Annotated in this window: 20 protein-coding genes and 1 pseudogene; 12 read left to right on the top strand and 9 right to left on the bottom strand. The window is 69.8% G+C overall.

What is annotated here, in order from left to right; all coding sequences use genetic code 11:
* Positions 1–4: 4 nt before the first annotated feature.
* On the bottom strand, positions 5–1681 hold the full coding sequence (argS, locus tag ACIBVP_RS31760) for an arginine--tRNA ligase (protein WP_396110079.1): 1677 nt from the start codon (positions 1679–1681) through the stop codon (positions 5–7).
* A 242-nt stretch (positions 1682–1923) separates the two neighbouring features.
* Between argS and ACIBVP_RS31755 the strand changes: the two genes are divergently transcribed.
* The 3 genes from ACIBVP_RS31755 (at position 1924) to ACIBVP_RS31745 (ending at position 4123) form a co-directional block, all read left to right on the top strand.
* Positions 1924–2475 carry a DUF3105 domain-containing protein gene (locus ACIBVP_RS31755; RefSeq protein ID WP_396110078.1) on the top strand — a complete coding sequence of 184 codons (552 nt, stop codon included), beginning with the start codon at positions 1924–1926 and terminating at the stop codon, positions 2473–2475.
* Between the two features lie 89 nt (positions 2476–2564).
* A complete protein-coding gene (locus ACIBVP_RS31750) occupies positions 2565–3446 on the top strand; it encodes a DUF3105 domain-containing protein (RefSeq protein ID WP_396110077.1) in 882 nt (293 codons plus the stop codon).
* Entirely contained in the window at positions 3446–4123 is a 678-nt protein-coding gene (locus tag ACIBVP_RS31745) for a DUF305 domain-containing protein (protein ID WP_396110076.1), read from the top strand. Before ACIBVP_RS31750 ends, ACIBVP_RS31745 begins: the two co-directional genes overlap by 1 nt.
* 282 nt (positions 4124–4405) lie before the next feature.
* Here ACIBVP_RS31745 and ACIBVP_RS31740 read toward each other — a convergent pair whose 3' ends face one another.
* Complete coding sequence (locus ACIBVP_RS31740) at positions 4406–5317, bottom strand: cation diffusion facilitator family transporter (RefSeq protein WP_396110075.1); 912 nt, start codon at positions 5315–5317, stop codon at positions 4406–4408.
* Between the two features lie 254 nt (positions 5318–5571).
* Between ACIBVP_RS31740 and ACIBVP_RS31735 the strand changes: the two genes are divergently transcribed.
* Positions 5572–6129: a hypothetical protein gene (locus ACIBVP_RS31735; protein ID WP_396110074.1), complete on the top strand. Its 558-nt coding sequence runs from the start codon at positions 5572–5574 to the stop codon at positions 6127–6129.
* Between the two features lie 50 nt (positions 6130–6179).
* On the opposite strand, the gene gndA is transcribed toward ACIBVP_RS31735, so the two are convergent.
* Positions 6180–7610, bottom strand: coding sequence for an NADP-dependent phosphogluconate dehydrogenase (gene gndA, locus ACIBVP_RS31730; RefSeq protein WP_396110073.1), 1431 nt, complete (start codon positions 7608–7610; stop codon positions 6180–6182).
* A gap of 35 nt (positions 7611–7645) precedes the next feature.
* Positions 7646–7804 (bottom strand): annotated as a pseudogene (locus ACIBVP_RS31725) (hypothetical protein); the annotation flags it as partial.
* 104 nt (positions 7805–7908) lie between these two features.
* Here ACIBVP_RS31725 and ACIBVP_RS31720 point away from each other — a divergent pair.
* On the top strand, positions 7909–8952 hold the full coding sequence (locus tag ACIBVP_RS31720; protein WP_396110072.1) for a flavin-containing monooxygenase: 1044 nt from the start codon (positions 7909–7911) through the stop codon (positions 8950–8952).
* A 55-nt stretch (positions 8953–9007) separates the two neighbouring features.
* Positions 9008–9406 (top strand): YchJ family protein, encoded by a 399-nt coding sequence (locus tag ACIBVP_RS31715; RefSeq protein WP_396110071.1) that lies wholly within the window; start codon positions 9008–9010, stop codon positions 9404–9406.
* Here the strand turns inward: ACIBVP_RS31715 and ACIBVP_RS31710 are convergent.
* Complete coding sequence (locus tag ACIBVP_RS31710; protein ID WP_396110070.1) at positions 9373–10014, bottom strand: TNT domain-containing protein; 642 nt, start codon at positions 10012–10014, stop codon at positions 9373–9375. The genes ACIBVP_RS31715 and ACIBVP_RS31710 overlap by 34 nt on opposite strands.
* 117 nt (positions 10015–10131) lie before the next feature.
* On the opposite strand from ACIBVP_RS31710, the gene ACIBVP_RS31705 reads away from it, so the two are divergent.
* Complete coding sequence (locus tag ACIBVP_RS31705) at positions 10132–10869, top strand: hypothetical protein (RefSeq protein WP_396110069.1); 738 nt, start codon at positions 10132–10134, stop codon at positions 10867–10869.
* A 151-nt stretch (positions 10870–11020) separates the two neighbouring features.
* Complete coding sequence (locus ACIBVP_RS31700) at positions 11021–12475, top strand: aldehyde dehydrogenase family protein (protein WP_396110068.1); 1455 nt, start codon at positions 11021–11023, stop codon at positions 12473–12475.
* Positions 12476–12548: 73 nt separating this feature from the next.
* Here the strand turns inward: ACIBVP_RS31700 and ACIBVP_RS31695 are convergent, their stop codons facing one another.
* On the bottom strand, positions 12549–12686 hold the full coding sequence (locus tag ACIBVP_RS31695; RefSeq protein WP_396110378.1) for an amidohydrolase family protein: 138 nt from the start codon (positions 12684–12686) through the stop codon (positions 12549–12551).
* On the opposite strand from ACIBVP_RS31695, the gene ACIBVP_RS31690 reads away from it, so the two are divergent.
* Together ACIBVP_RS31690 and ACIBVP_RS31685 are read left to right on the top strand one after the other, a co-directional pair.
* Positions 12628–12918, top strand: coding sequence for an FCD domain-containing protein (locus tag ACIBVP_RS31690; protein WP_396110377.1), 291 nt, complete (start codon positions 12628–12630; stop codon positions 12916–12918). The two genes, ACIBVP_RS31695 and ACIBVP_RS31690, sit on opposite strands and share 59 nt — an antisense overlap.
* A gap of 10 nt (positions 12919–12928) precedes the next feature.
* Complete coding sequence (locus ACIBVP_RS31685) at positions 12929–13732, top strand: NAD-dependent epimerase/dehydratase family protein (RefSeq protein WP_396110376.1); 804 nt, start codon at positions 12929–12931, stop codon at positions 13730–13732.
* A 163-nt stretch (positions 13733–13895) separates the two neighbouring features.
* Here ACIBVP_RS31685 and ACIBVP_RS31680 read toward each other — a convergent pair whose 3' ends face one another.
* Positions 13896–14666, bottom strand: coding sequence for a glycoside hydrolase (locus ACIBVP_RS31680; protein WP_396110067.1), 771 nt, complete (start codon positions 14664–14666; stop codon positions 13896–13898).
* A 334-nt stretch (positions 14667–15000) separates the two neighbouring features.
* On the opposite strand from ACIBVP_RS31680, the gene ACIBVP_RS31675 reads away from it, so the two are divergent.
* Entirely contained in the window at positions 15001–15939 is a 939-nt protein-coding gene (locus tag ACIBVP_RS31675; RefSeq protein ID WP_396110066.1) for a polysaccharide lyase family 1 protein, read from the top strand.
* A gap of 241 nt (positions 15940–16180) precedes the next feature.
* On the top strand, positions 16181–16792 hold the full coding sequence (locus ACIBVP_RS31670) for a hypothetical protein (protein WP_396110065.1): 612 nt from the start codon (positions 16181–16183) through the stop codon (positions 16790–16792).
* 3 nt (positions 16793–16795) lie between these two features.
* Here ACIBVP_RS31670 and ACIBVP_RS31665 read toward each other — a convergent pair whose 3' ends face one another.
* A complete protein-coding gene (locus ACIBVP_RS31665; protein ID WP_396110064.1) occupies positions 16796–18199 on the bottom strand; it encodes a hypothetical protein in 1404 nt (467 codons plus the stop codon).
* Between the two features lies 1 nt (position 18200).
* The gene (locus ACIBVP_RS31660; protein ID WP_396110063.1) at positions 18201–18941 is read right to left on the bottom strand and encodes a hypothetical protein; all 741 of its coding nucleotides are present in this window, start codon (positions 18939–18941) and stop codon (positions 18201–18203) included.
* Positions 18942–18966 lie beyond the last annotated feature (25 nt).

Below are 18966 nucleotides of genomic sequence, written 5' to 3'. Positions count from 1 at the left end.
GGCCCTACATCCGTTCTGGTGCTTCGACGCCGAGCAGGCCAAGGCCGTTGGCCAGCAGCCGGCGGGTGGCGCCCGCGAGCGCGAGGCGGGCGGTGGTCAGCGGGGTGACGTCCTCGTCGCCCTTCGGAAGGATCCGGCAGCTCTCGTTGAACTTGTGGTACGCGCCTGCCAGTTCTTCCAGGTAGCGCGCGACCCGGTGCGGTTCTCGCAGCTCGGCGGCCGTGCGCAGGACCTCAGGGTACTGGCCGATCGTGCGGACGAGCTCGCCCTCCCGCTGGTGGGTGAGCAGACCGAGGTCCACCTCGGTGTCCAGCTCGACGCCGCTGTCGGGCACCGCGATGCCCAGGTCCGCGGCGTTGCGGGCGATCGACGACAGCCGGGCGTGCGCGTACTGCACGTAGAACACCGGGTTGTCGCTGGTCTTGCGGGACCACAGGTCGAGGTCGATGTCGATCGACGCGTTCGCCGACGACCGGATCAGCGCATAGCGGGCCGCGTCCACGCCGACCGCGTCGACCAGGTCGTTCATCGTGACGATCGTCCCGGCGCGCTTGCTCATCCGGACCGGCTTGCCGTCGCTGACCAGGTTCACCATCTGGCCGATGAGGACCTCGACGGTGTCCGGGTCGTCGTCCAGCGCGGCCGCCGCGGCCTTGAGGCGCGCGATGTAGCCGTGGTGGTCGGCGCCCAGCATGTAGATGCACAGGTCGAAGCCGCGGCCGCGCTTGTCGGCGAAGTAGGCGATGTCACCCGCGATGTACGCCGGGGCACCGTCGGCCTTGATGACCACCCGGTCCTTGTCGTCGCCGTACTGCTTCGACCGCAGCCACCACGCGCCGTCGGCGAAGTACAGGTGGCCCTTCTCCTTGAGCTGCTCGACCAACTCCCCCACGGCGCCGGACTTGTGCAGCGAGTCCTCGTGGAAGTACACGTCGAAGTCGGTGCGGAAGTTGTGGAGGTCAGCCTTGATCTCGTCGAACATGAGGTTGACGCCGATCTTGCGGAAGATCTCCGCGCAGTCCTCGGCGGGCAGCGAGAGCGCGCTCGGCTCGCGGCGCAGCACCTCGGCGGCCACGTCGGACAGGTACGTGCCCGCGTAGCCGTCCTCGGGCGGTGGCTCCCCCTTCGCCGACGCGATCAGCGACCGGACGAACCGGTCGATCTGGGCACCGGCGTCGTTGAAGTAGTACTCGCGCGTGACGTCGCCGCCCTGCGCGGCCAGCACGCGGCCCAGCGCGTCGCCCGCGGCGGCCCAGCGGGTGCCGCCCAGGTGCAGCGGGCCGGTCGGGTTCGCCGAGACGAACTCCAGGTTGATCCTGCGGCCGGCCATCAGGTCGCCGTGGCCGTACGACTCGCCCTGCGCGAGCACCTGCCGGACGATGTCGCCCTGCGCGTCCGCGGCGATCCGCAGGTTGAGGAAGCCGGGGCCCGCGACCTCGGCGCCCGCGATGCCGTCCCTGCCGGTGAGGGCCTCGGCCAGCCAGTTCGCGAGGTCACGCGGCGGCACGCCGACCTTCTTCGCCACCTGCAGCGCGAGGTTCGTCGCGTAGTCGCCGTGCTCCGGGTTGCGGGGTCGCTCGATCGTCACGGCGGGCGGCAGGGCGGAGGCGTCCAGGTCTCGGCTGGTCAGCACGTCGGTGGCGACGGCGCGGACCAGGTCGGCAAGTGCTGCGGGAGTCACCCCGGGAAGTCTAGGTAGCGTGCGCGCACCCGATAGAGTCGCCTCGGCCATACCGTGGTGCTGACTTCGACAGGAGGCGGGTCGCCATCGAATCCCGGGTCGGCAGGCTGGCTGCCATCACTGCTGTTCTCGTCTCCCTCGCTGCCTGCTCGGTCGAGCGCACCGGCGAACCGACCTCCGACAATTCCGGCGGCTCGGGCGCCGCGGAGGCGCCGTCCGAGAAACCGGGCGCGTCCGAGTGGGTGCCCAGCCCCGACAACGAGGACCCGTCGGAGGACATCGAGGGCGTCGTCATCACCGAGTACGACGCCGTGCACGCCGAACCCGGCCAGCGCGTCGCCTACGAGAAGGCCCCGCCGGACGGCGGCAGGCACGACCAGGTCTGGGCGACCTGCAACGGTGTCGTCTACGACACAGCGGTGCGCAACGAGCACATGGTCCACTCGCTGGAACACGGCGCCGTCTGGATCGCGTACGACCCCGACGAGGTGACCGGCGGCGACCTCGACGCGCTGGTCGAGCGCGTGGACGGTCAGCCGTACCTGATGCTGTCGCCCTACCCCGGCCTCGACCAGCCGATCTCGCTGCAGGCGTGGGGCCACCAGCTCAAGCTGGACGACGTCGACGACGAGCGCGTCGACCAGTTCATCACGGCCCTGCGGGAGAACGAGTACACGACGCCGGAGCCCGGCGCGTCCTGCGACTCGGTCGGCCCGGAGTTCGACACGAACAACCCGCCACCGTTCGAGGCGGCCCCGCCCGGGCCGGACGCGGCGCCGGTCGACGACAACTGACCACCCTCCGTTGACGCCCACCTGACACCGTGTCCTTACACTGGGCGGTCGGAGACTCCCTGTAGAAGTGAGACAAGGACCGGCACCGGATGGCCAGCGGAACGAAGAGCAAGGGCGCGAACAAGCCCAAGGGCAAAGGCAGCAGCGTCAACAAGGCCCGGCGTTCCGTCGTCGGTACCGCACGCAAGCCCAAGCCCTGGGGCATGATCGTCGGGATCATCGTGATCATCGCGCTGGCGGGCGGTGTCTTCACCTACGCGTTCATGGAGATCGACGCGAAGGAGAAGTGGATCGTCTCCGAGGACAACCAGGACCCGTCGGAGAACATCCCGGGTGTCGTCCGCAAGGACTACGAGGCCGCTCAGCACGTCACCGCCGAGCAGCGCGTGGCCTACGACCAGAGCCCGCCGTTCGGCGGCCCGCACGACAACGCCTGGGCCGAGTGCAACGGCACGGTCTACCCGAACCCGGTGCGCACCGAGAACCTGGTCCACTCCCTCGAGCACGGCTCGGTGTGGATCGCCTACAACCCGGACCAGGTCAAGGGCAAGGACCTCGACACGCTGAAGGCGAAGGTCGAGGGCCAGCCGTACATGCTGATGTCGCCGTGGCCGAACCTCGACAAGCCGATCTCGCTGCAGTCCTGGGGTCACCAGCTGAAGCTGTCGAGCGCCACCGACGAGCGCATCGACCAGTTCATCACGTCGTTGCGGCAGAACAACTACCAGAACCCGGAGCCGGGCGGCCGCTGTGACGCCCAGGGCACGGGCTTCGACGTGACCAACCCGCCGCCGTACGTGGCCGAGGCGCCCAAGGCGGGCGACCCGAACACGGTCACGATGGACGGCAAGGGCGCGACGGACGCCACCGACGAGGAGATGAACGGGCAGACCCCGCCGCCCGCGACCGGCACCGCTCCGCCGGCCTCCGGCGCGTCGACGGCTCCGCCCGCGACCGCACCCAGCCAGTGATGCCCAGCTCGTCATCGAGCCGCACTTTCGTCCTCATCGCCGCGCTGGTCGCCGTGCTGCTGGTCGGCGCGGCGGGCGGCATGCTGATCAGCAGGGGCACCACCAGCGAGGACGCCCCACCGAGCGCCGACTCGGTGGACGTCGGCTTCGCGCAGGACATGCGGGTCCACCACCTGCAGGCCGTCACGATGGCGGGCATCGAACGTGACAACACGTCCGACCCGATCCTGCAGGGTTTCGCGTTCGACGTGGAGTCCACCCAGCTGGCCCAGTCGAGCGAGATGGCGGGCTGGCTGACCGTGTGGGGCCACCCGCAGCTCCCGGCGGTGGGCAAGCCGTACATGCAGTGGATGAGCGAGGGCGGCACGCACACCCACAGCAACGGTGAGGGCGGCAAGACCACGGGTGCCGTGCAGCGCATGCCGGGCATGGCGACCAGTGACGAGCTGAACAAGCTGCGCAAGCTGACCGGCAAGGAGCTGGACGTGTTCTTCCTCCAGCTCATGCTGCGCCACCACGAGGGCGGGCTGGAGATGGCGCAGTACGCCGCCGACCACGCCGCGCGGGGCTACGTCCGCAACCTCGCGGAGAAGATCGTGGCGAGCCAGCAGAGCGAAACCGACCTCATGAAGAGCTACCTGGCAGAGCGCGGCGCCCAACCGCTCCCGTTCCCTTAGTTAGTGGTCGGTTTCGGAAGTCTTTCGGGGGTTGGCGGCGACGTCGGCGTGGCGGGTCCGGCGCCGATGTCTCGAAGGTGCCCCTCGGGACGTGGCTGATGTCTCGAAGGGCGCCATGGGGTCATTGAACGTCTCGAAGGGCACTTTCGAGACATGCCCGGTGTCTCGAAGGGCACTTTCGAGACACCGAACCGGGTCACGCGGCCAGCCAACCCCGAACGCGCCTCAGCCCCCGAAGAACTTCCAATTCTGGCCTCTTAGCCCGGCCACATGCCGTCCGCGTTACCACTGGAGTTCGTGGCAGGTCTTCGCGGCTGTGCCCGACTCCACCTGCAGGGTCGCGTGTTCCAGCTGGTACTCGCGTGCCAGTAGCTCCCGGGCGGCGGCCAGGATCGCCGACTGGTCGCAGTCCGGGCCCACGGTGAGGTGGGCGGAGGCGACCTCCATTCCCGAGGTCAGCGTCCAGACGTGCACGTCGTGCACCTCCCCCACCCCGGGCAGCCTGCCCAGCGCCGCGGTCAGCGCGTCCACGTCGACCCGCTCCGGCGCGTGCTGGAACAGGATCCGCAACGACCGCCTGGCGAGCGTCCACGTCCGCGGCAGCACGAACAACCCGATGGCGACACCGATCACCGGGTCCGCGTACCGCCACCCGAACAGCAGCGTGACCAGCCCGGACACCAGCACCCCGACCGACCCGACCATGTCGGCGACGACCTCGAGGTACGCGCCGCGGAGGTTGAGGCTCTCCGCCGCACCGGCACGCAACAGCAGGAACGCCACCACGTTGGCCGCCAGCCCGAGCCCGGCGACCACGGCCACGGGCCCCCCGGGTACCTCCGGCGGCGACGAGAACCGCATGACCGCCTCGTACAGCACGTACCCGGCGACCCCGAACAGCAGCACCGCGTTGGCCAGCGCCGCGAGGACCTCGGCGCGGTAGAGCCCGAACGTCCATGCCGACGACCGGCGCGACCGCCGGGCGGCCAGGATCGCGGCCAGCGCGAGCCCGATTCCAAGGACGTCGGTGACCATGTGGGCACCGTCGGACAGCAACGCGAGCGAACCGGTCGCGATCCCGGTCGCGATCTCGACCACCATGAACACCGCGGTCACGATGAACGCGGCGGCCAGCCGTCCGACATGCCTGCCGGAGGCGCTCGCGGGCATCCCGTGCCCGTGTCCGTGCCCCATGACCACAACATATAGTCACATGCGCATGAGTTCAACTCGCGCTGCGCTTCACCGCGCTGTCCGTGTTCGGCGCACTGAGCCACCTGGCACCGGCCCGGCACGCCCGACCACCTGGTCGGCGTGTTCGACGTCGGGCTCGTGCTGCTGGCCGCCACGTCAGGTCACCAGCCACGAACACGCAACTTGGAACAATTACGTGCCGGGCAGGACGCGAAACGGTCATACTTCGATCACCGCGCTCCTGGGGAGGTCCGATGGCCAGAGTCGCACTCGCCGCACTGCTCGCCTGCGTGCTGGCACTGGCCGGCTGCGCCTCGCTGGCCGACCTCGGCAAGCTGCAGCAGGACCTCGACGCGGCGGGTTACAACGCGACCTCCGTCAACCACAACACGACCAACGGCAACTCCGTGCTGAGCATCGGCATCGCGATGCCCGACGCGGTGCCCACCGAGGAGGACGGCAAGAAGGTCGCCGAGATCGTGTGGAAGAAGTACCCGGGCGAGTTCGACCACCTGGTGGTCAACATGAACGGCGCGATCCTCGTGGACGCGACGCCGGAGGACCTGACGGCCGAGTTCGGCGACCGCCCCGCCGGACTCACCGAGGAGAGCGAGGACGGCGCGGACCGCGGCGGGTCGAGCGCGCTGACGATCATCCTGATCCTCGCCGGGGCGGCGGTCTTCGCCGGGCTGATGGTGCTCCTGTGGTACCGCGGCCGCAGGCCACCGCCACCGGTCGCGCCGCCTCCTGGCTACCAGTACCAGCCGCCGGGCGGGCACTTCCAGTACCCACCGCGGCCGCCGCAGGGCTAGCTCTTCCTGCCCCTGTCACCACGGTCAGCGGTGACAGGGGCAGGTCTGGATCACGCCTCTACTTCGCGCCTGTCGTCGGACCACAGGGTGTGGAACGTGCCGTCCTTGTCGACGCGCTTGTACGTGTGCGCGCCGAAGAAGTCACGCTGGCCCTGGATCAGCGCGGCGGGCAGCCGTTCGGCACGCAGCGCGTCGTAGTACGCGAGCGCCGACGAGAAGCCCGGCGTCGGGATCCCGGCCTGTGCGGCGTGCACGACGACCCGCCGCCACGACTCCTGGCCCTCCGCGACCGCGTCCCGGAAGTACGGCGCGACCAGCAGCGACTCCGGCCGCTCGCCGTCGTACGCGTCCTTGATGCGGTCGAGGAACCGGGCGCGGATGATGCAGCCACCGCGCCAGATCGTGGCCATGGCACCGAGGTCGATGTCCCAGCCGTACTCCGCGCTGGCGGCGGCCATCTGGTCGTAGCCCTGCGCGTACGCGACGACCTTCGACGCGTACAGCGCCTTGCGGACGTCGTCGACGAACGTCTCGCGGTCGACCTGCGGCACCGAACCGGGGCCGGGCAGCGCCGCCCGCGCCGCCGCACGCTGCTCGGGGTGCGCGGACAGGGCACGCGCGAACGTGGCCTCGGCGATGCCGGTGACCGGGACGCCCAGGTCGAGCGCGGTCTGCACGGTCCAGCGGCCGGTGCCCTTCTGCTCGGCCTGGTCGACGATGACGTCCACGAACGCGTTGCCGGTCGCGGCGTCGACGTGCGCGAGCACCTCGGCGGTGATCTCGATCAGGAACGACTCCAGGTCGCCGGAGTTCCACTCGGCGAAGATCTCCGCCAGCTCCTTGGGCGACGCGCCGAGGCCGTCGCGCAGCAGGTGGTACGCCTCGGCGATGAGCTGCATGTCGGCGTACTCGATGCCGTTGTGCACCATCTTGACGAAGTGACCGGCACCGTCCGGGCCGACGTGCACACAGCACGGGGTGCCGACGACCTGCGCGGCGATCTTCTCGAACATCGGGCCGAGCGTCGCGTAGGACTCCTTGGAGCCGCCCGGCATGATGCTCGGGCCGAGCAACGCGCCCTCCTCGCCGCCGGACACGCCCGCGCCGACGAAGTGCAGGCCGTGCTCGCGCAGCTGGGCCTCGCGGCGGCGCGTGTCGGCGAAGTGGGCGTTGCCGCAGTCGATGACGATGTCGCCCTCGTCGAGGAGCGGGATCAGTTCCTCGATCACCGCGTCGGTCGGTGCGCCCGCCTTGACCATGATCACGATGCGCCGCGGCCGCTCCAGTGCGGCCACGAAGTCTGCGACCGACTCGGTCGGCACGAAAACGCCCTCGTCACCGTGCTCCTCGACGAGCGACCGGGTACGGGCGGGCGTGCGGTTGTGCAGCGCGACGGAGAAGCCGTTCCGCGCGAGGTTGCGGGCCAGGTTGCGGCCCATGACCGCGAGCCCGGTGACACCGATCTGTGCCTGAGTTGCCATGGTGCACACTCTGCCGCAGCACGCTCCGTGACGCATCAGTCCTCGTCAGGGGGCTCCAGCTCGTCGCGGAGGATCTCGTCGATCTTCCGGGACGCCCGCCGGAGCGCACGGACACCCGCGACCACGAGCACGACCAGTACCGCGGCACCGATCGTGATGGTCAGTGCGACCATGAGGTCATTCCGCCGTTTCCGTTGTGCCGGCTGCGATTGGGCACCCTACTCGACGAGAACGCATCGTGTCGGGCGTTGGGGTTCTGTCGGGAAATGTCCTGGCTGCTGTCGATGTTGTACGTGGCATGTGGGAGACGGACGTCGTGGTGGTCGGGGCCGGGCAGGCCGGGTTGTCCAGCGCGTACTTCCTGCGGCGCGCCGGGATGGACTTCGTCGTGCTCGACCAGAACGCCGCGGCCGGTGGGGCCTGGCAGCACCGGTGGCCGTCGTTGCGGATGGCGACCGTGCACGGGATCTTCGATCTGCCCGGCATGCGTTTCGACCCGCCCGACCCGGCCGAACAGGCGGCCACCGCCGTGCCCGCCTACTTCGCCGCCTACGAGCGTGCGTTCGACCTCGACGTCCAGCGGCCCGTGACCGTGTCCGCTGTTCGGGACGTCGGCGAACGCCTCCGTGTCGAGACGGGCGACGGCGACTGGGTGGCGCGGGCGATGATCAACGCGACCGGTACCTGGACCCGTCCCTTCTGGCCGCACTACCCCGGCCGCTTCCACGGCAGGCAACTCCACACCGCCGACTACCTCGGTCCGGACGAGTTCGCCGGCAAGCGGGTGCTGGTCGTGGGTGGCGGCACCTCCGCCGTGCAGATCCAGCTCGAGCTCGCCGAGGTGGCCGACACGTTCTGGGTCACCCGCCGACCGCCCGAGTTCCGCACCGAACCGTTCACCCACGAGTACGGCCGGGAGATCATCGCCCGGGTGGACGAGCGGGTGCGGGCCGGGCTGCCGCCCGAGAGCGTGGTCGCCGCGACCGAGCTGTCGCTCACGCCCGAGGTCGTCGCCGCGCGGGACAGAGGGCTGCTGCGGCGGCGGCCCATGTTCGACCGACTGGTGACACGGGGGGTCGCGTGGGCCGACGGCACGACGCTCGACGTCGACGTGATCCTCTGGTGCACCGGGTGGCGCGCCGCACTCGACCACCTCGCGCCGCTCGGGTTGCGTGGGCCGGGTGGCGGCATCGTCATGGACGGCACCCGGGTCGTGGCCGAGCCGCGGCTGCACCTTGTGGGGTACGGGCCGTCCGCGAGCACGGTCGGCGCGAACCGCGCCGGGCGCACCGCCGTGCGGGAGATCCGCCGGTTGCTGGGCATTTCCGCCGCCGTGGCATGACGGGGGCATGACCCGGTGTCCGTCACCCGATGGTGGGACGCAGCACAATGGGCAGGTGCCAAACGCGACAGACCGGTGTCCGTGCGGGACACCGCTCTCCTATGACGAGTGCTGCGGGCGCGTGCACTCGGGTGCCGCGCCCGCCCCGACAGCCGAGGCGCTGATGCGGTCCCGCTACAGCGCCTTCGTGACCGGCGACGCCGAATACCTCCTGCACAGCTGGCACCCGGACACGCGCCCGAACAGACTCAGCCTCGACCCGGCCCAGGAGTGGTGGCGGCTCGAAATCCTCGGCACCACCGGCGGTGGGCTGCTGCACGCCGAGGGCACGGTCGAGTTCCGCGCCCACTACCGGCACTCCACCCACACCGGTGTGCTGCACGAGCTGAGCCGCTTCACCAAGGTCGACGGGCGCTGGGTCTACGTCGACGGCGACGACACGCGCCCCAGATAGCCGTTGTCCACCAGCCACCTCACCGACAACCGGTCCGGCGCGCCCGGCACCAGCGCACCCGACAGCTGGTACTGCAGCCCGCCGCCGGTCTGGAAGAACCACGGCGCGATCGGGCCCGCCTGCACGTCGAACGGGCGCAGCACCTGGTAGCGGTAGTAGTTGCAGCCCGCCGCCGGGGTGCCGACGAGGTTCGACGGCGGGATCGAACGCGTCGTGTACGGCAGGCCGGCCGGGGCGAGGAACGCGCCGTACTCGCTGCCGTACCGGTCGATGAGCCAGCCACTCGCCAGCGTCTGCACCCACTTCACGGGCGCGCCGTCCGGGCCGGTGGCGTAACCGTCGTCGGGTGGGTAGCGCCAGCTGCCCGCGTCCTCGTCGTAGTAGCGGTCGAGGAACACGTCGACCGAGCGGTGACCGGTGCGGCTGTACCCGACCAACTGGACCCCCACGGCGCCGAGCTTCGGCAGTTCGGCCGGACCGAGGCGGGCGTCCCCCGCGTACAGCTCGGCCGAGCATTCGGTGAGCGACACGGGCGCCGCCTGCGCGGGCGGAGCCAGTACGAACGTCAACGTCAGCAGACCCGCGAGCAGCGCGGCGATTCTTCTCATGGCCCTCGACGCTGCCAGGTGATCAGCCCGCGGCGGAACGGCAGCCACCCGATCGAGTCGCGGTGTCAACCGGTGAGGCGAGTGGTTCGCGGCGGAGATCCGGGGTACACACTGCGCGTGGCCGACACCATCACCGACGAGCGTGTGGCGTCCGTGCTGCGGACGTTCGTACGTGGCTGTGAGCCCGTGCTGCCCCGCCTACGCGACATCGACGCGAACGTGGCGCCGGACGACACCGAGGTCGACCAGAACCTGTTGCGCAAGGTCCGCCGCCGCCTCAAGGAGGTGCGGTGGCCGGGGTCCGCGTCCTGGGCGCGGATGGACGTCGAGCAACGCGCGCACTGGTGGGTCAACCGGGTCGGCAAGCTCACCGCGCTCGCCGCGTCGGTCACCGGGCTCGCCGGCGCGCTCGGCGACCGGCTCCCGCTGCAGGACGTGCTCGGCGCCGCCGGGCAGGGGCTGCTGCTGTGCGCCATCGCCGGTGAGCACGGCGTCGACGACCGCGAGACCCGCGTGCGCCTGCTCGCCGCGGTCCTGTTCGCACGCGACCTCGACCCGGCCGCCGGTGCCGCCACGCCCGACCCGGAGGCGCCGCCCGCACCACCTGACGGGCGTCAGGTAAAGCTGAAGTCGGCCGCGAAGTGGTTGTGGCGACAGGGAAAGCTGCTGCTCGCCGTGCAGGACGAGCTGGAGAAGCGTCCGCACGGCCGGTTCTACCACCGCGCGCTGGGCATGCTGCCGGTCGTCGGGCTCGCCGGTGACTACCTCGGTGAGCGCTCCGCGCTCAAGCGCGCGGCGAAGGCCGCCGACCGCTGGTTGCACGCCGAGGGTTTCGCACCGAATCGCGTGCGGTGAGCGGCAATTTCGTGGTAATGCACGGGGCAATTGACCTGATCTACTGTCAGTTACCGGACAACCCGCTTTCGTGACTCGATCCCGCCACCAATAGGTTACGAACCCACACCGTTTGTAGGCCTGGGGAAAACGTGACGGGAGCATGATGCGCATGCGGAGCAAGCAATTCATCGCCGGGGAATGGCGCACCGGTTCGATGGACAAGGTTCTGGTGGACCGAAACCCGTTCGACGGCTCGACGATCGCGGAGTTCAACTGCGCGAGCGTCGCGGACGTCGACGAGGCCTACCGGGCCGCGGAGCGCGCCAAGTCCGAGTGGGACAGGGTGAACCCCTACGCCAAGCGGACCGTGTTCGAGCGGGCGGTCTCCTACGTGGAAGAGCACACGCCGGAGATCGTCGAGACCATCATCGACGAGCTCGGTGGAACCCGACTGAAGGCACACTTCGAGATCGGCCTCGTGATCGACATGCTCAAGGAGGCCGCCACCTTCCCGCTGCGCATGGAGGGCCGGATCCTGCCGTCCCCCATCGACGACAAGGAGAACCGGGTCTACCGGGAGCCGGTCGGTGTCGTCGGGGTGATCAGCCCCTTCAACTTCCCGTTCTTCCTCGGCATGAAGTCGGTCGCCCCGGCACTGGCCGCCGGCAACGGTGTCGTGCTGAAGCCGCACGAGGACACCCCGATCATCGGCGGCACCCTGTTCGCCGAGATCTTCGAGGCCGCCGGGCTCCCGGCCGGCCTGCTGAACGTGGTGATCACCGAGATCCCCGCGATCGGCGACGCGTTCGTCGAGCACCCCGTGCCCCGCGTCATCTCGTTCACCGGCTCGGCCGCGGTGGGCAGGCACGTGGCCGAGGTCGCGGTCCGCAACTTCAAGAAGCCGCTGCTGGAGCTCGGGGGCAACAGCGCACTGATCGTCCTCGCGGACGCGGACCTCGACCTGGCCGTGGACGCGGCCGTGTTCTCCCGCTTCACCCACCAGGGCCAGATCTGCATGTCCGCCAACCGGGTGCTCGTGCACCGCGACGTGTTCGACGAGTTCGCGGAGCGCTACGTCGTCAAGGCGGCGTCGCTCCCGGTCGGCGACCCGCGCGCCCCGGAGACGATCATCGGCCCGCTCATCAACCAGCGCCAGGCCGACCGGCTCGCCGAGCAGGTGGAGCAGGGCATCGCCGAGGGCGCCCGCCCATTGCTCCGGGGCGGAGTCCGTGATGCCGCCAAGGGCACGCTGTTCCACCCGACGGTGCTGACCGACGTCACGCCGGACATGTCGGTGATGCGCGAGGAACTGTTCGGCCCGGTCGTGTGCCTCGTCCCGTTCGACACCGACGACGACGCCGTGGCCATCGCCAACGACACCCGGTACGGGCTTTCGGGCGCCATTCACACCCGCGACCTCGACCACGGCGTGGAAATGGCGAAACGCGTCCGCACCGGCATGATGCACATCAACGACACGACGATTCACGACGAGCCGATCGTGCCGTTCGGCGGGGAGAAGGAATCCGGTCTCGGGCGCCTCAACGGCGGTTGCAGCCTGGACGAGTTCACCACGCTCAAGTGGATTTCCATTCACCGCGGCCGTCGCCAGTTCCCCTACTGACCGCTCGGGTGACCCCCGGCGCCGCGGCGGGCGCCGGGGGTCACCTGACGGTCGTCAGGTCAGCCGCCGGCCGTCAAGGTCGGTGTTGATGAAGATGTCGGCGCGTTCCGCCGCCGTCAGCCTTCAGGCAGACCGGCCAGTCGGAGCCCCACATCAGGCGGTGCGGACCGAACGCGGCCAGCGCCTCGTCGAGGCGGACATCGCGCGTCAGCTGGGCACGAGCCAGGCCCCGGCGCGGGAGGCGATCAGTGGACATCACGTTCCACCGGGACGTGTGCGTGGCCAGCGGCAACTCGTTCCTAGCCCGCCTGTGGCGGACCGTGGAACCGAACCTGTGGGGCCTGCACGTGGTGAGCAACCCGCTCTACGGTGGCGACTGCCCCGCGATGGCCGAACGCCACGCGGCGCTGGTCGCGGCACACGCGATGAGCAGCACCTGCTGAGAGGGGTTCAATCGTGCGTCTTCTGATCACCGGCGCCGCGGGCGGCGTCGGCACACAGCTGCGCCCGCGCCTGGCGAAGCCGGGCCGGGTCCTGCGCCTGCTGGACGTGGCGGAACTCCCGGACACCGGCGACGGGGCGGAACTCGTCCAGGCGTCGGTCACCGATCTCGACGCCATGGTCGAGGCCTGCGCCGACGTGGACGCGATCCTCCACCTCGGCGGTCTGGCCACGGAGCACCCGTGGGAGCAGATCCTGCCGGTCAACATCGACGGCACGTACAAGGTCTTCGAGGCGGCCCACCGGGCGGGCGTGCCCCGCGTGGTGTTCGCGAGCACCAACCACACCGTCGGCTTCCACCCGCGGGACGGCCGCGAGGCTCCCGACTACCTGTTCCCCCGGCCGGACACGTACTACGGCGTGTCCAAAGTGGCCGGTGAGGCGCTGGGGAGCCTGTACCACGACCGGTACGGGCTGGACGTGGTGTGCCTGCGGATCGGCGGCTGCTTCGAGCGGCCCCTCGACACGCGGATGCTGGAGACGTGGCTGTCCCCGCGCGACGCGGCGTCCCTGGTGGAGGCGGCACTGTCCACTCCGGAGCCGGGGTTCATGGTCGTGTGGGGCGTGTCGGACAACAAGCGCCGCTGGTGGAGCCTCGCGGAGGCGGAGGCCATCGGCTACCGCTCCCAGGACGACGCGGAGGTGTACGCGGACGGGACCCCGCAGGCGGACGAACGCTTCACGGGCTACCTGGGCGGCGCGTTCTGCTCCCCGGAGCTGGACGGTGGCGGGGCCCGCGACCGAGGAGAACGATGACATGACCTGACCGCCCGCGTCACTCGCCGAGAGCCTCGACCGCACCGGGCTCGACTCGACCGGACGGCGGAGGCGGAGCTGCTGCCCGCGTGCGCGCGGTTCGACGTGCCCCTGCCCGCCGCCGCGGTCCGGTTCCCGTTGCGGCCCAAGGCGGTCACGGGCCTCAGGTGCGGGTCCGTCCCAGGTAGACGTTGCGAGCACGGTAGTACGTGTCACCGGTCGGGCCGGGAGCGCCGGACGCGCCTTCCATCTGCAGGTTGAGGATCAGCCACATCGGCTTGCCGACGAAGTTCGCGCCGCGGTGCCTGCCGACCCAGTTGCCGTCGAGGTAGTAGTGGATGTCCACGTCGGTCGCGTTGACCTTCGTGATCCACGCGCGGTAGCCGCGCCACGCGCCCGGGTCGGGCAGGCTCACGATCGTGTTGGACCAGCCGCCGCTCGCGTTGCGGTAGGTGTTGAACCAGTTCCTGTTGTCCCCCTTGAACTCCAGGATGTCGCTCTCCGGCGGCCAGCTGGTGGCGCCGGTCAGCCAGAACGCGGGCCACGCGCCCCTGGTCGCGGGCGCCTGGAACTCGCCCTTCACCTCCCAGTTCGGGAACTGGTCGTTCACCAGCACCTGCTGACGCGCGTGCAGTGCGCCGGAGTGGTACCGGATCGGCAGGTACGGGTCGGCGGAGCTGTCGCCCTCGTCCCACGTGATGCGGGTGGCCTTGATCGTCAGGACGCCCGAGGTCTCCAGGTAGACGTGGTTGATGTCGGTCGAGCTGGCGTACATGCGGGCGCTGCCGTTGTGGTCGGAGCCCCACGGGTAGCGGTAGTACCAGTTCGCCTCGAGCGTCTGGCGGTTCGCGAACGACCCGGACAGGACGGTCTCCCAGGTGGCCGCGCGGGCCGGTGACACCCCGGCGACCACGGCCCCCACCGCACCGGCCAACGTGAGAAAAGTTCTTGTGCCGCAGGCACTACCGGCACGCGGACGTTCGACGGGCCGAGGCATCGTTGCCACCCTTCGACGGGAAAGCGTTTTCCTCAAGCAGGCTAGAACCGTGAGCCACCATTAGTCAACAGTCTGTGACTACGTGCGCGCTCCCAAGATCCGCTTCGCCGCCAGGCAAGCGCATTCCTGGTTGACACCTGTCGCGCACTGGTGCTAACACTGGGTACATCTCAATTGGGAGCGCTCCCAGTTCTCAGGTGCCACGGTCCGCGTCGAACGGCGGACCCAGGTGGTTTCTCGATCGGCAGGTAACTCAACGAGGAGGAGAACCATGCGCAGAACAATCGCGAGCATCGCCGCGGCAGGCATGCTGGTGGCCGGCGCGATAACCGTCGCGACGGCCGGTGTCGCGTCAGGTGCGGACGTGCGCGCGTACCCGGGACCGGTCGGTTTCGGCGCCGGCACGACCGGCGGCGCGGGCGGTGGGACCGTGACCGTGTCGTCGACCAGCGCGTTCCTGTCGGCGGTGCAGAGCGGCGCACCGACGGTCGTGCAGGTGAGCGGCACGATCTCGTTGTCGGGCATGAACAAGGTCGCGTCGAACAAGACGATCGTCGGCCTGGGCACGAACGCCCGGCTCACCGGCGGCGGACTGAACGTCAGCCGGGTGAGCAACGTGATCATCCAGAACCTGACGATCACCGGCTCGGGCGACGACAACATCAACGTCGAGTACTCGACCCGCGTGTTCATCGACCACAACAACCTGTCCGACGCGAACGACGGAAACCTCGACATCAAACGCGCGTCCGACAACATCACCGTGTCGTGGAACCGATTCCACAACCAGGACAAGAACGCGCTGCTCGGGCACAGCGACAGCAACTCGGGCGAGGACAGCGGAAAGCTGCGCGTGACGTACCACCACAACTGGTTCGACGGCGTGAACCAGCGCAACCCACGCGTGCGGTTCGGCAACCCGGTGCACGTGTTCAACAACTACTACAGCAACATCGGCAGCTACGGCGTCGCGTCGACGGAGAACGCGGGCGTCCTGGTGGAACGGAACTACTTCGAGAACGTCGAGGACCCGTACCACCTGGGCGAGGGCAGCTCCGACGAGGGCTCCCTCGTGGCACGGGACAACTACAAGGTCAACTCGGGCGCGGGCCAGACAGGCGGCAGCGTCGCGCCGATCCCGTACTCCTACAACGCGGAAACCGCCTCGGGAGTGAAGTCAACCGTCACGTCGGGAGCAGGCGTCCACTGACGCGAAAGCCACTTCCGAGACGTTGAGTGCCCCGAAAGCGTCTTTTGGGGCACTCAATCCCGAAAGCGCCTTTCAGGGCATCGAGCGGCGGCCCTGGCAGCCCGTCTCACGGCGGCAGAAGGAGCACGCACGAGTTGGGGCGTTCGTCACATTCCCCTCGACCGGGTGACAAACTGTAACCACCTGCGATGTGCGGACGATGGGTGGAGGGAACACCCACCACAAGGCAGGACAAGGGAACGTGAACAACCTCGTGAAGCGCCTCGCGCTGGCCGCGTGCGTCGTCGTCGGACTGGCCGGATGTGCCACGACCACCGGCAGCGGCGAGAACGCGCCGGAGCTGCCCGCGGCATCGGGCGACGAGACCGCCAACCCGGCAGCGGCCGAGCAGAAGACGAACGAACGCGGGTTCATCGTCAAGAAACTCGGCGAACTGGCGTGCTTCGGCGGAGCGGGCAAGAACTGCGAGGGCGGCGTCTCCTTCACTATCGACAAGATCGAGGTTGACCCCCAGTGCGGCGAGTTCGGGTCTCATCCGGACAACGGGCACACGCTGCTGCTGCACCTGCGCATCGCGACCGGTGACGACGCCGAGGTGGTCGACAGTGTCGGCGGGATCATCAATCCCTTCTCGTTCGTGGAGATCGGCAAGGACGGGGTCACCCGTGACGTGAGCATCGGCATGTGCGCCGACCCGTCCGCGGACCAGCTACCGCACACCTACGGCCCGAACCAGAAGTACCAGGGCGTGATAGACCTCGAGGTGACGGATGCGTCCGGCACCATCGCGATCCAGCTGATGGGTGCCGAAGAGGACGGCCAGCGCGGCTGGGAGTGGACGTACCCGGCCTGAACGTCACGACGGCAGCAGAAGCACGCTCACCGCGAACCCGTGGTCCCGTTCCAGCTCGTCGATCCGCCGATCGTTGTGCCCGGTCAACACCTCCTGTACCAACTCGACAGGAGCCCCCTCGTTGATCTCGCGAGCCAGCCCGTCCAACCCGGCCGACCACGAAACCAACAGCAGCCCGGACAACACCGCCGCAGCAGCCGCGCCGTGCCCCACAGTCCACGGCGCGTCACCGATCAACGGGTACAACACCATCCCAGGAGCGAAGAACGTACCGAGAAACGCCGTGACGACACCACAACAAGCCCGCGCCCTGGTCCCGTAGAACGTGCGCCCCTGCCGGACAAAGCGACGGCCGAGCACGACGAACCGCCACGCCACCACCGCGTTGACCACGCCCAGCACGCCGTGCACCACGAGCGCGGCACCCGTCCACCACGGCACCTCGACCGCCGCCGGCACGACCCAGGCCGCGGCCAACGCCACAAGCGCCCCCAGACTCGGCACCACAGCCGTCCGCGTCCGAAGCCGATACCCGGCCCCCATGTCCGCGACCCACCCGGGCGCGAGCGCACCCTCCTCGGTGTCGGCGATCTCCGGACGACGAAACCGCTCCGGCCGGTCGGCGAACCTCTGGCCGACGTACCGCCGCTCGACCACCACCCGACCGGGATCGGCGGCGTCGATCCACAGGTCGAACTCGTTGCCTTCCACCGGCGCCCACACGGGATGGTCAGGCAGATAGAGCTGCCGCACCACCGGCTCGCCCCGGTACTCGAAGTCCAGCTCCACCAGGAACACCGCCATGTCGTCGATCCACTGCCCCTGCGGGCGGATCGACCCGACCCGGGCGACCACGTGCACGCCGTGGGCCAGAATCCGTTGCTGTTCCGCGTGTTCCGGACACCGCCACGCCCGCCGGGCCCGCGCGAACGCCCACACGAACAACGGTGCGTCCACCGCCAGTGCCCCGAGCGCGATCGTGGTGGGGTCGCCCAGCGCCACCCGGATGCCGACCGCCGCGACGAGGCCGAGTCCCAGCCCGCCGAACACCGCTGCCAGGCAGGTGGCGACGGTCCCCGGTGGGCCGGCCAGCCGGGCGACGTCGCCGCCCCACCACCCGCGCCGCCCGTGACCCAGGGCCCTGGCCATGTCCTTGCCGGTGCCGGCCAGGACGATCGGCGCGTAGGCCACGCACAGGCACAACGCGACCACCGACACCACGAACCGGGGCGGTTCACCGTCGAACGGCGTGACGAACCCCGCCGTGACACCGCCGACCAGCCACAACAGCCCGGCGACCGTGACGCGCTGGAACACCCTGCGCCTGCTCGCGCGTGCGATCCGCGGTGGGGCCGGTACCGGCACGCGCTCCGAGTACAGCTCCCCGTAGTCGAGTGGAAACGCCATCTCACTGCTGCATCGGCAGGGCCAGCGCGACGGTCCGCTCGTCGCCGGGCAGGTACTTGACCATGACCACCGAGCCGGGCTGCACCCGTGACACCAGCGCGGGCGGCACGGCCTTCTCGGCGGCGACCTCGAACCCGGTGCCGTCCGGGCGGGTCACCCGCAGGGTCAGGTCGAGCACCGACCGGTCGTCACGAATCTCGCCCGTCGGCCGCATCTCGAGGACCACCGCCTTCGCGTCGACGCCGTGCTCGGCGATCCGCAGGCCCTGTGCGTCCAGGTGTCCTTTCGCCAGCTGCACCAGGTTGAACGCCGACTGCACCTCCGCCTGCGACGCGTCGGTCGCCACCACCACCGTGTCGTCGCGGCCGCCGGGCCGGTACCGGACGGCCATCGTCGCGCCCGGCTCGACCATCGCCAGCTCGGTGACGTCGACGAGCTGACGCGCCACGCCGCGGAACGTCTGCCCGTCCGGGGTGTCGACGTCGAACAGGATCTCCAGCTGCGGCCGGTCGTTGACGGTCAGCCCCGTGCGTCGCGCCGACACGACCGTGCCGATGCCGATGGGCGCGTCCCGGAACTTCCTCCCCTTCCGGCGCCACGACCCGGCGGGCAGCGCGAGCGAGGCGATGATGAGCAGCACGGTCGCCGCGGTGTCCAGGCCCGCGACCCACGGGCCGTACATGCCGCCGAGCAGAATGGTGATGAGGGAGCCCGCGATCACCAGCCAGAGAACGATGCGCATCGTCGATTCCTTTCCCCACGAACGT

Origin of the sequence: Actinophytocola sp. NPDC049390, assembly GCF_044466355.1 — a bacterium.
Taxonomy (GTDB): Bacteria; Actinomycetota; Actinomycetes; order Mycobacteriales; family Pseudonocardiaceae; genus Actinophytocola.
The sequence above is the reverse complement of the archived record's forward strand: the minus strand, read 5'-3'. Positions and strand labels throughout refer to the sequence as shown.

Bases quoted from the DNA above. Each gene is read 5' to 3' on its own strand.
- ACIBVP_RS31700 (WP_396110068.1), top strand. From the start codon at position 11,021: ATGCGGAGCAAGCAATTCATCGCCGGGGAATGGCGCACCGGTTCGATG.
- ACIBVP_RS31740 (WP_396110075.1), bottom strand. From the start codon at position 5,317: ATGGGGCACGGACACGGGCACGGGATGCCCGCGAGCGCCTCCGGCAGG.
- ACIBVP_RS31750 (WP_396110077.1), top strand. From the start codon at position 2,565: ATGGCCAGCGGAACGAAGAGCAAGGGCGCGAACAAGCCCAAGGGCAAA.
- ACIBVP_RS31745 (WP_396110076.1), top strand. From the start codon at position 3,446: ATGCCCAGCTCGTCATCGAGCCGCACTTTCGTCCTCATCGCCGCGCTG.
- ACIBVP_RS31710 (WP_396110070.1), bottom strand. From the start codon at position 10,014: ATGAGAAGAATCGCCGCGCTGCTCGCGGGTCTGCTGACGTTGACGTTC.
- gndA (WP_396110073.1), bottom strand. From the start codon at position 7,610: ATGGCAACTCAGGCACAGATCGGTGTCACCGGGCTCGCGGTCATGGGC.
- ACIBVP_RS31660 (WP_396110063.1), bottom strand. From the start codon at position 18,941: ATGCGCATCGTTCTCTGGCTGGTGATCGCGGGCTCCCTCATCACCATT.
- ACIBVP_RS31675 (WP_396110066.1), top strand. From the start codon at position 15,001: ATGCGCAGAACAATCGCGAGCATCGCCGCGGCAGGCATGCTGGTGGCC.
- ACIBVP_RS31720 (WP_396110072.1), top strand. From the start codon at position 7,909: ATGTGGGAGACGGACGTCGTGGTGGTCGGGGCCGGGCAGGCCGGGTTG.
- ACIBVP_RS31735 (WP_396110074.1), top strand. From the start codon at position 5,572: ATGGCCAGAGTCGCACTCGCCGCACTGCTCGCCTGCGTGCTGGCACTG.
- ACIBVP_RS31665 (WP_396110064.1), bottom strand. From the start codon at position 18,199: ATGGCGTTTCCACTCGACTACGGGGAGCTGTACTCGGAGCGCGTGCCG.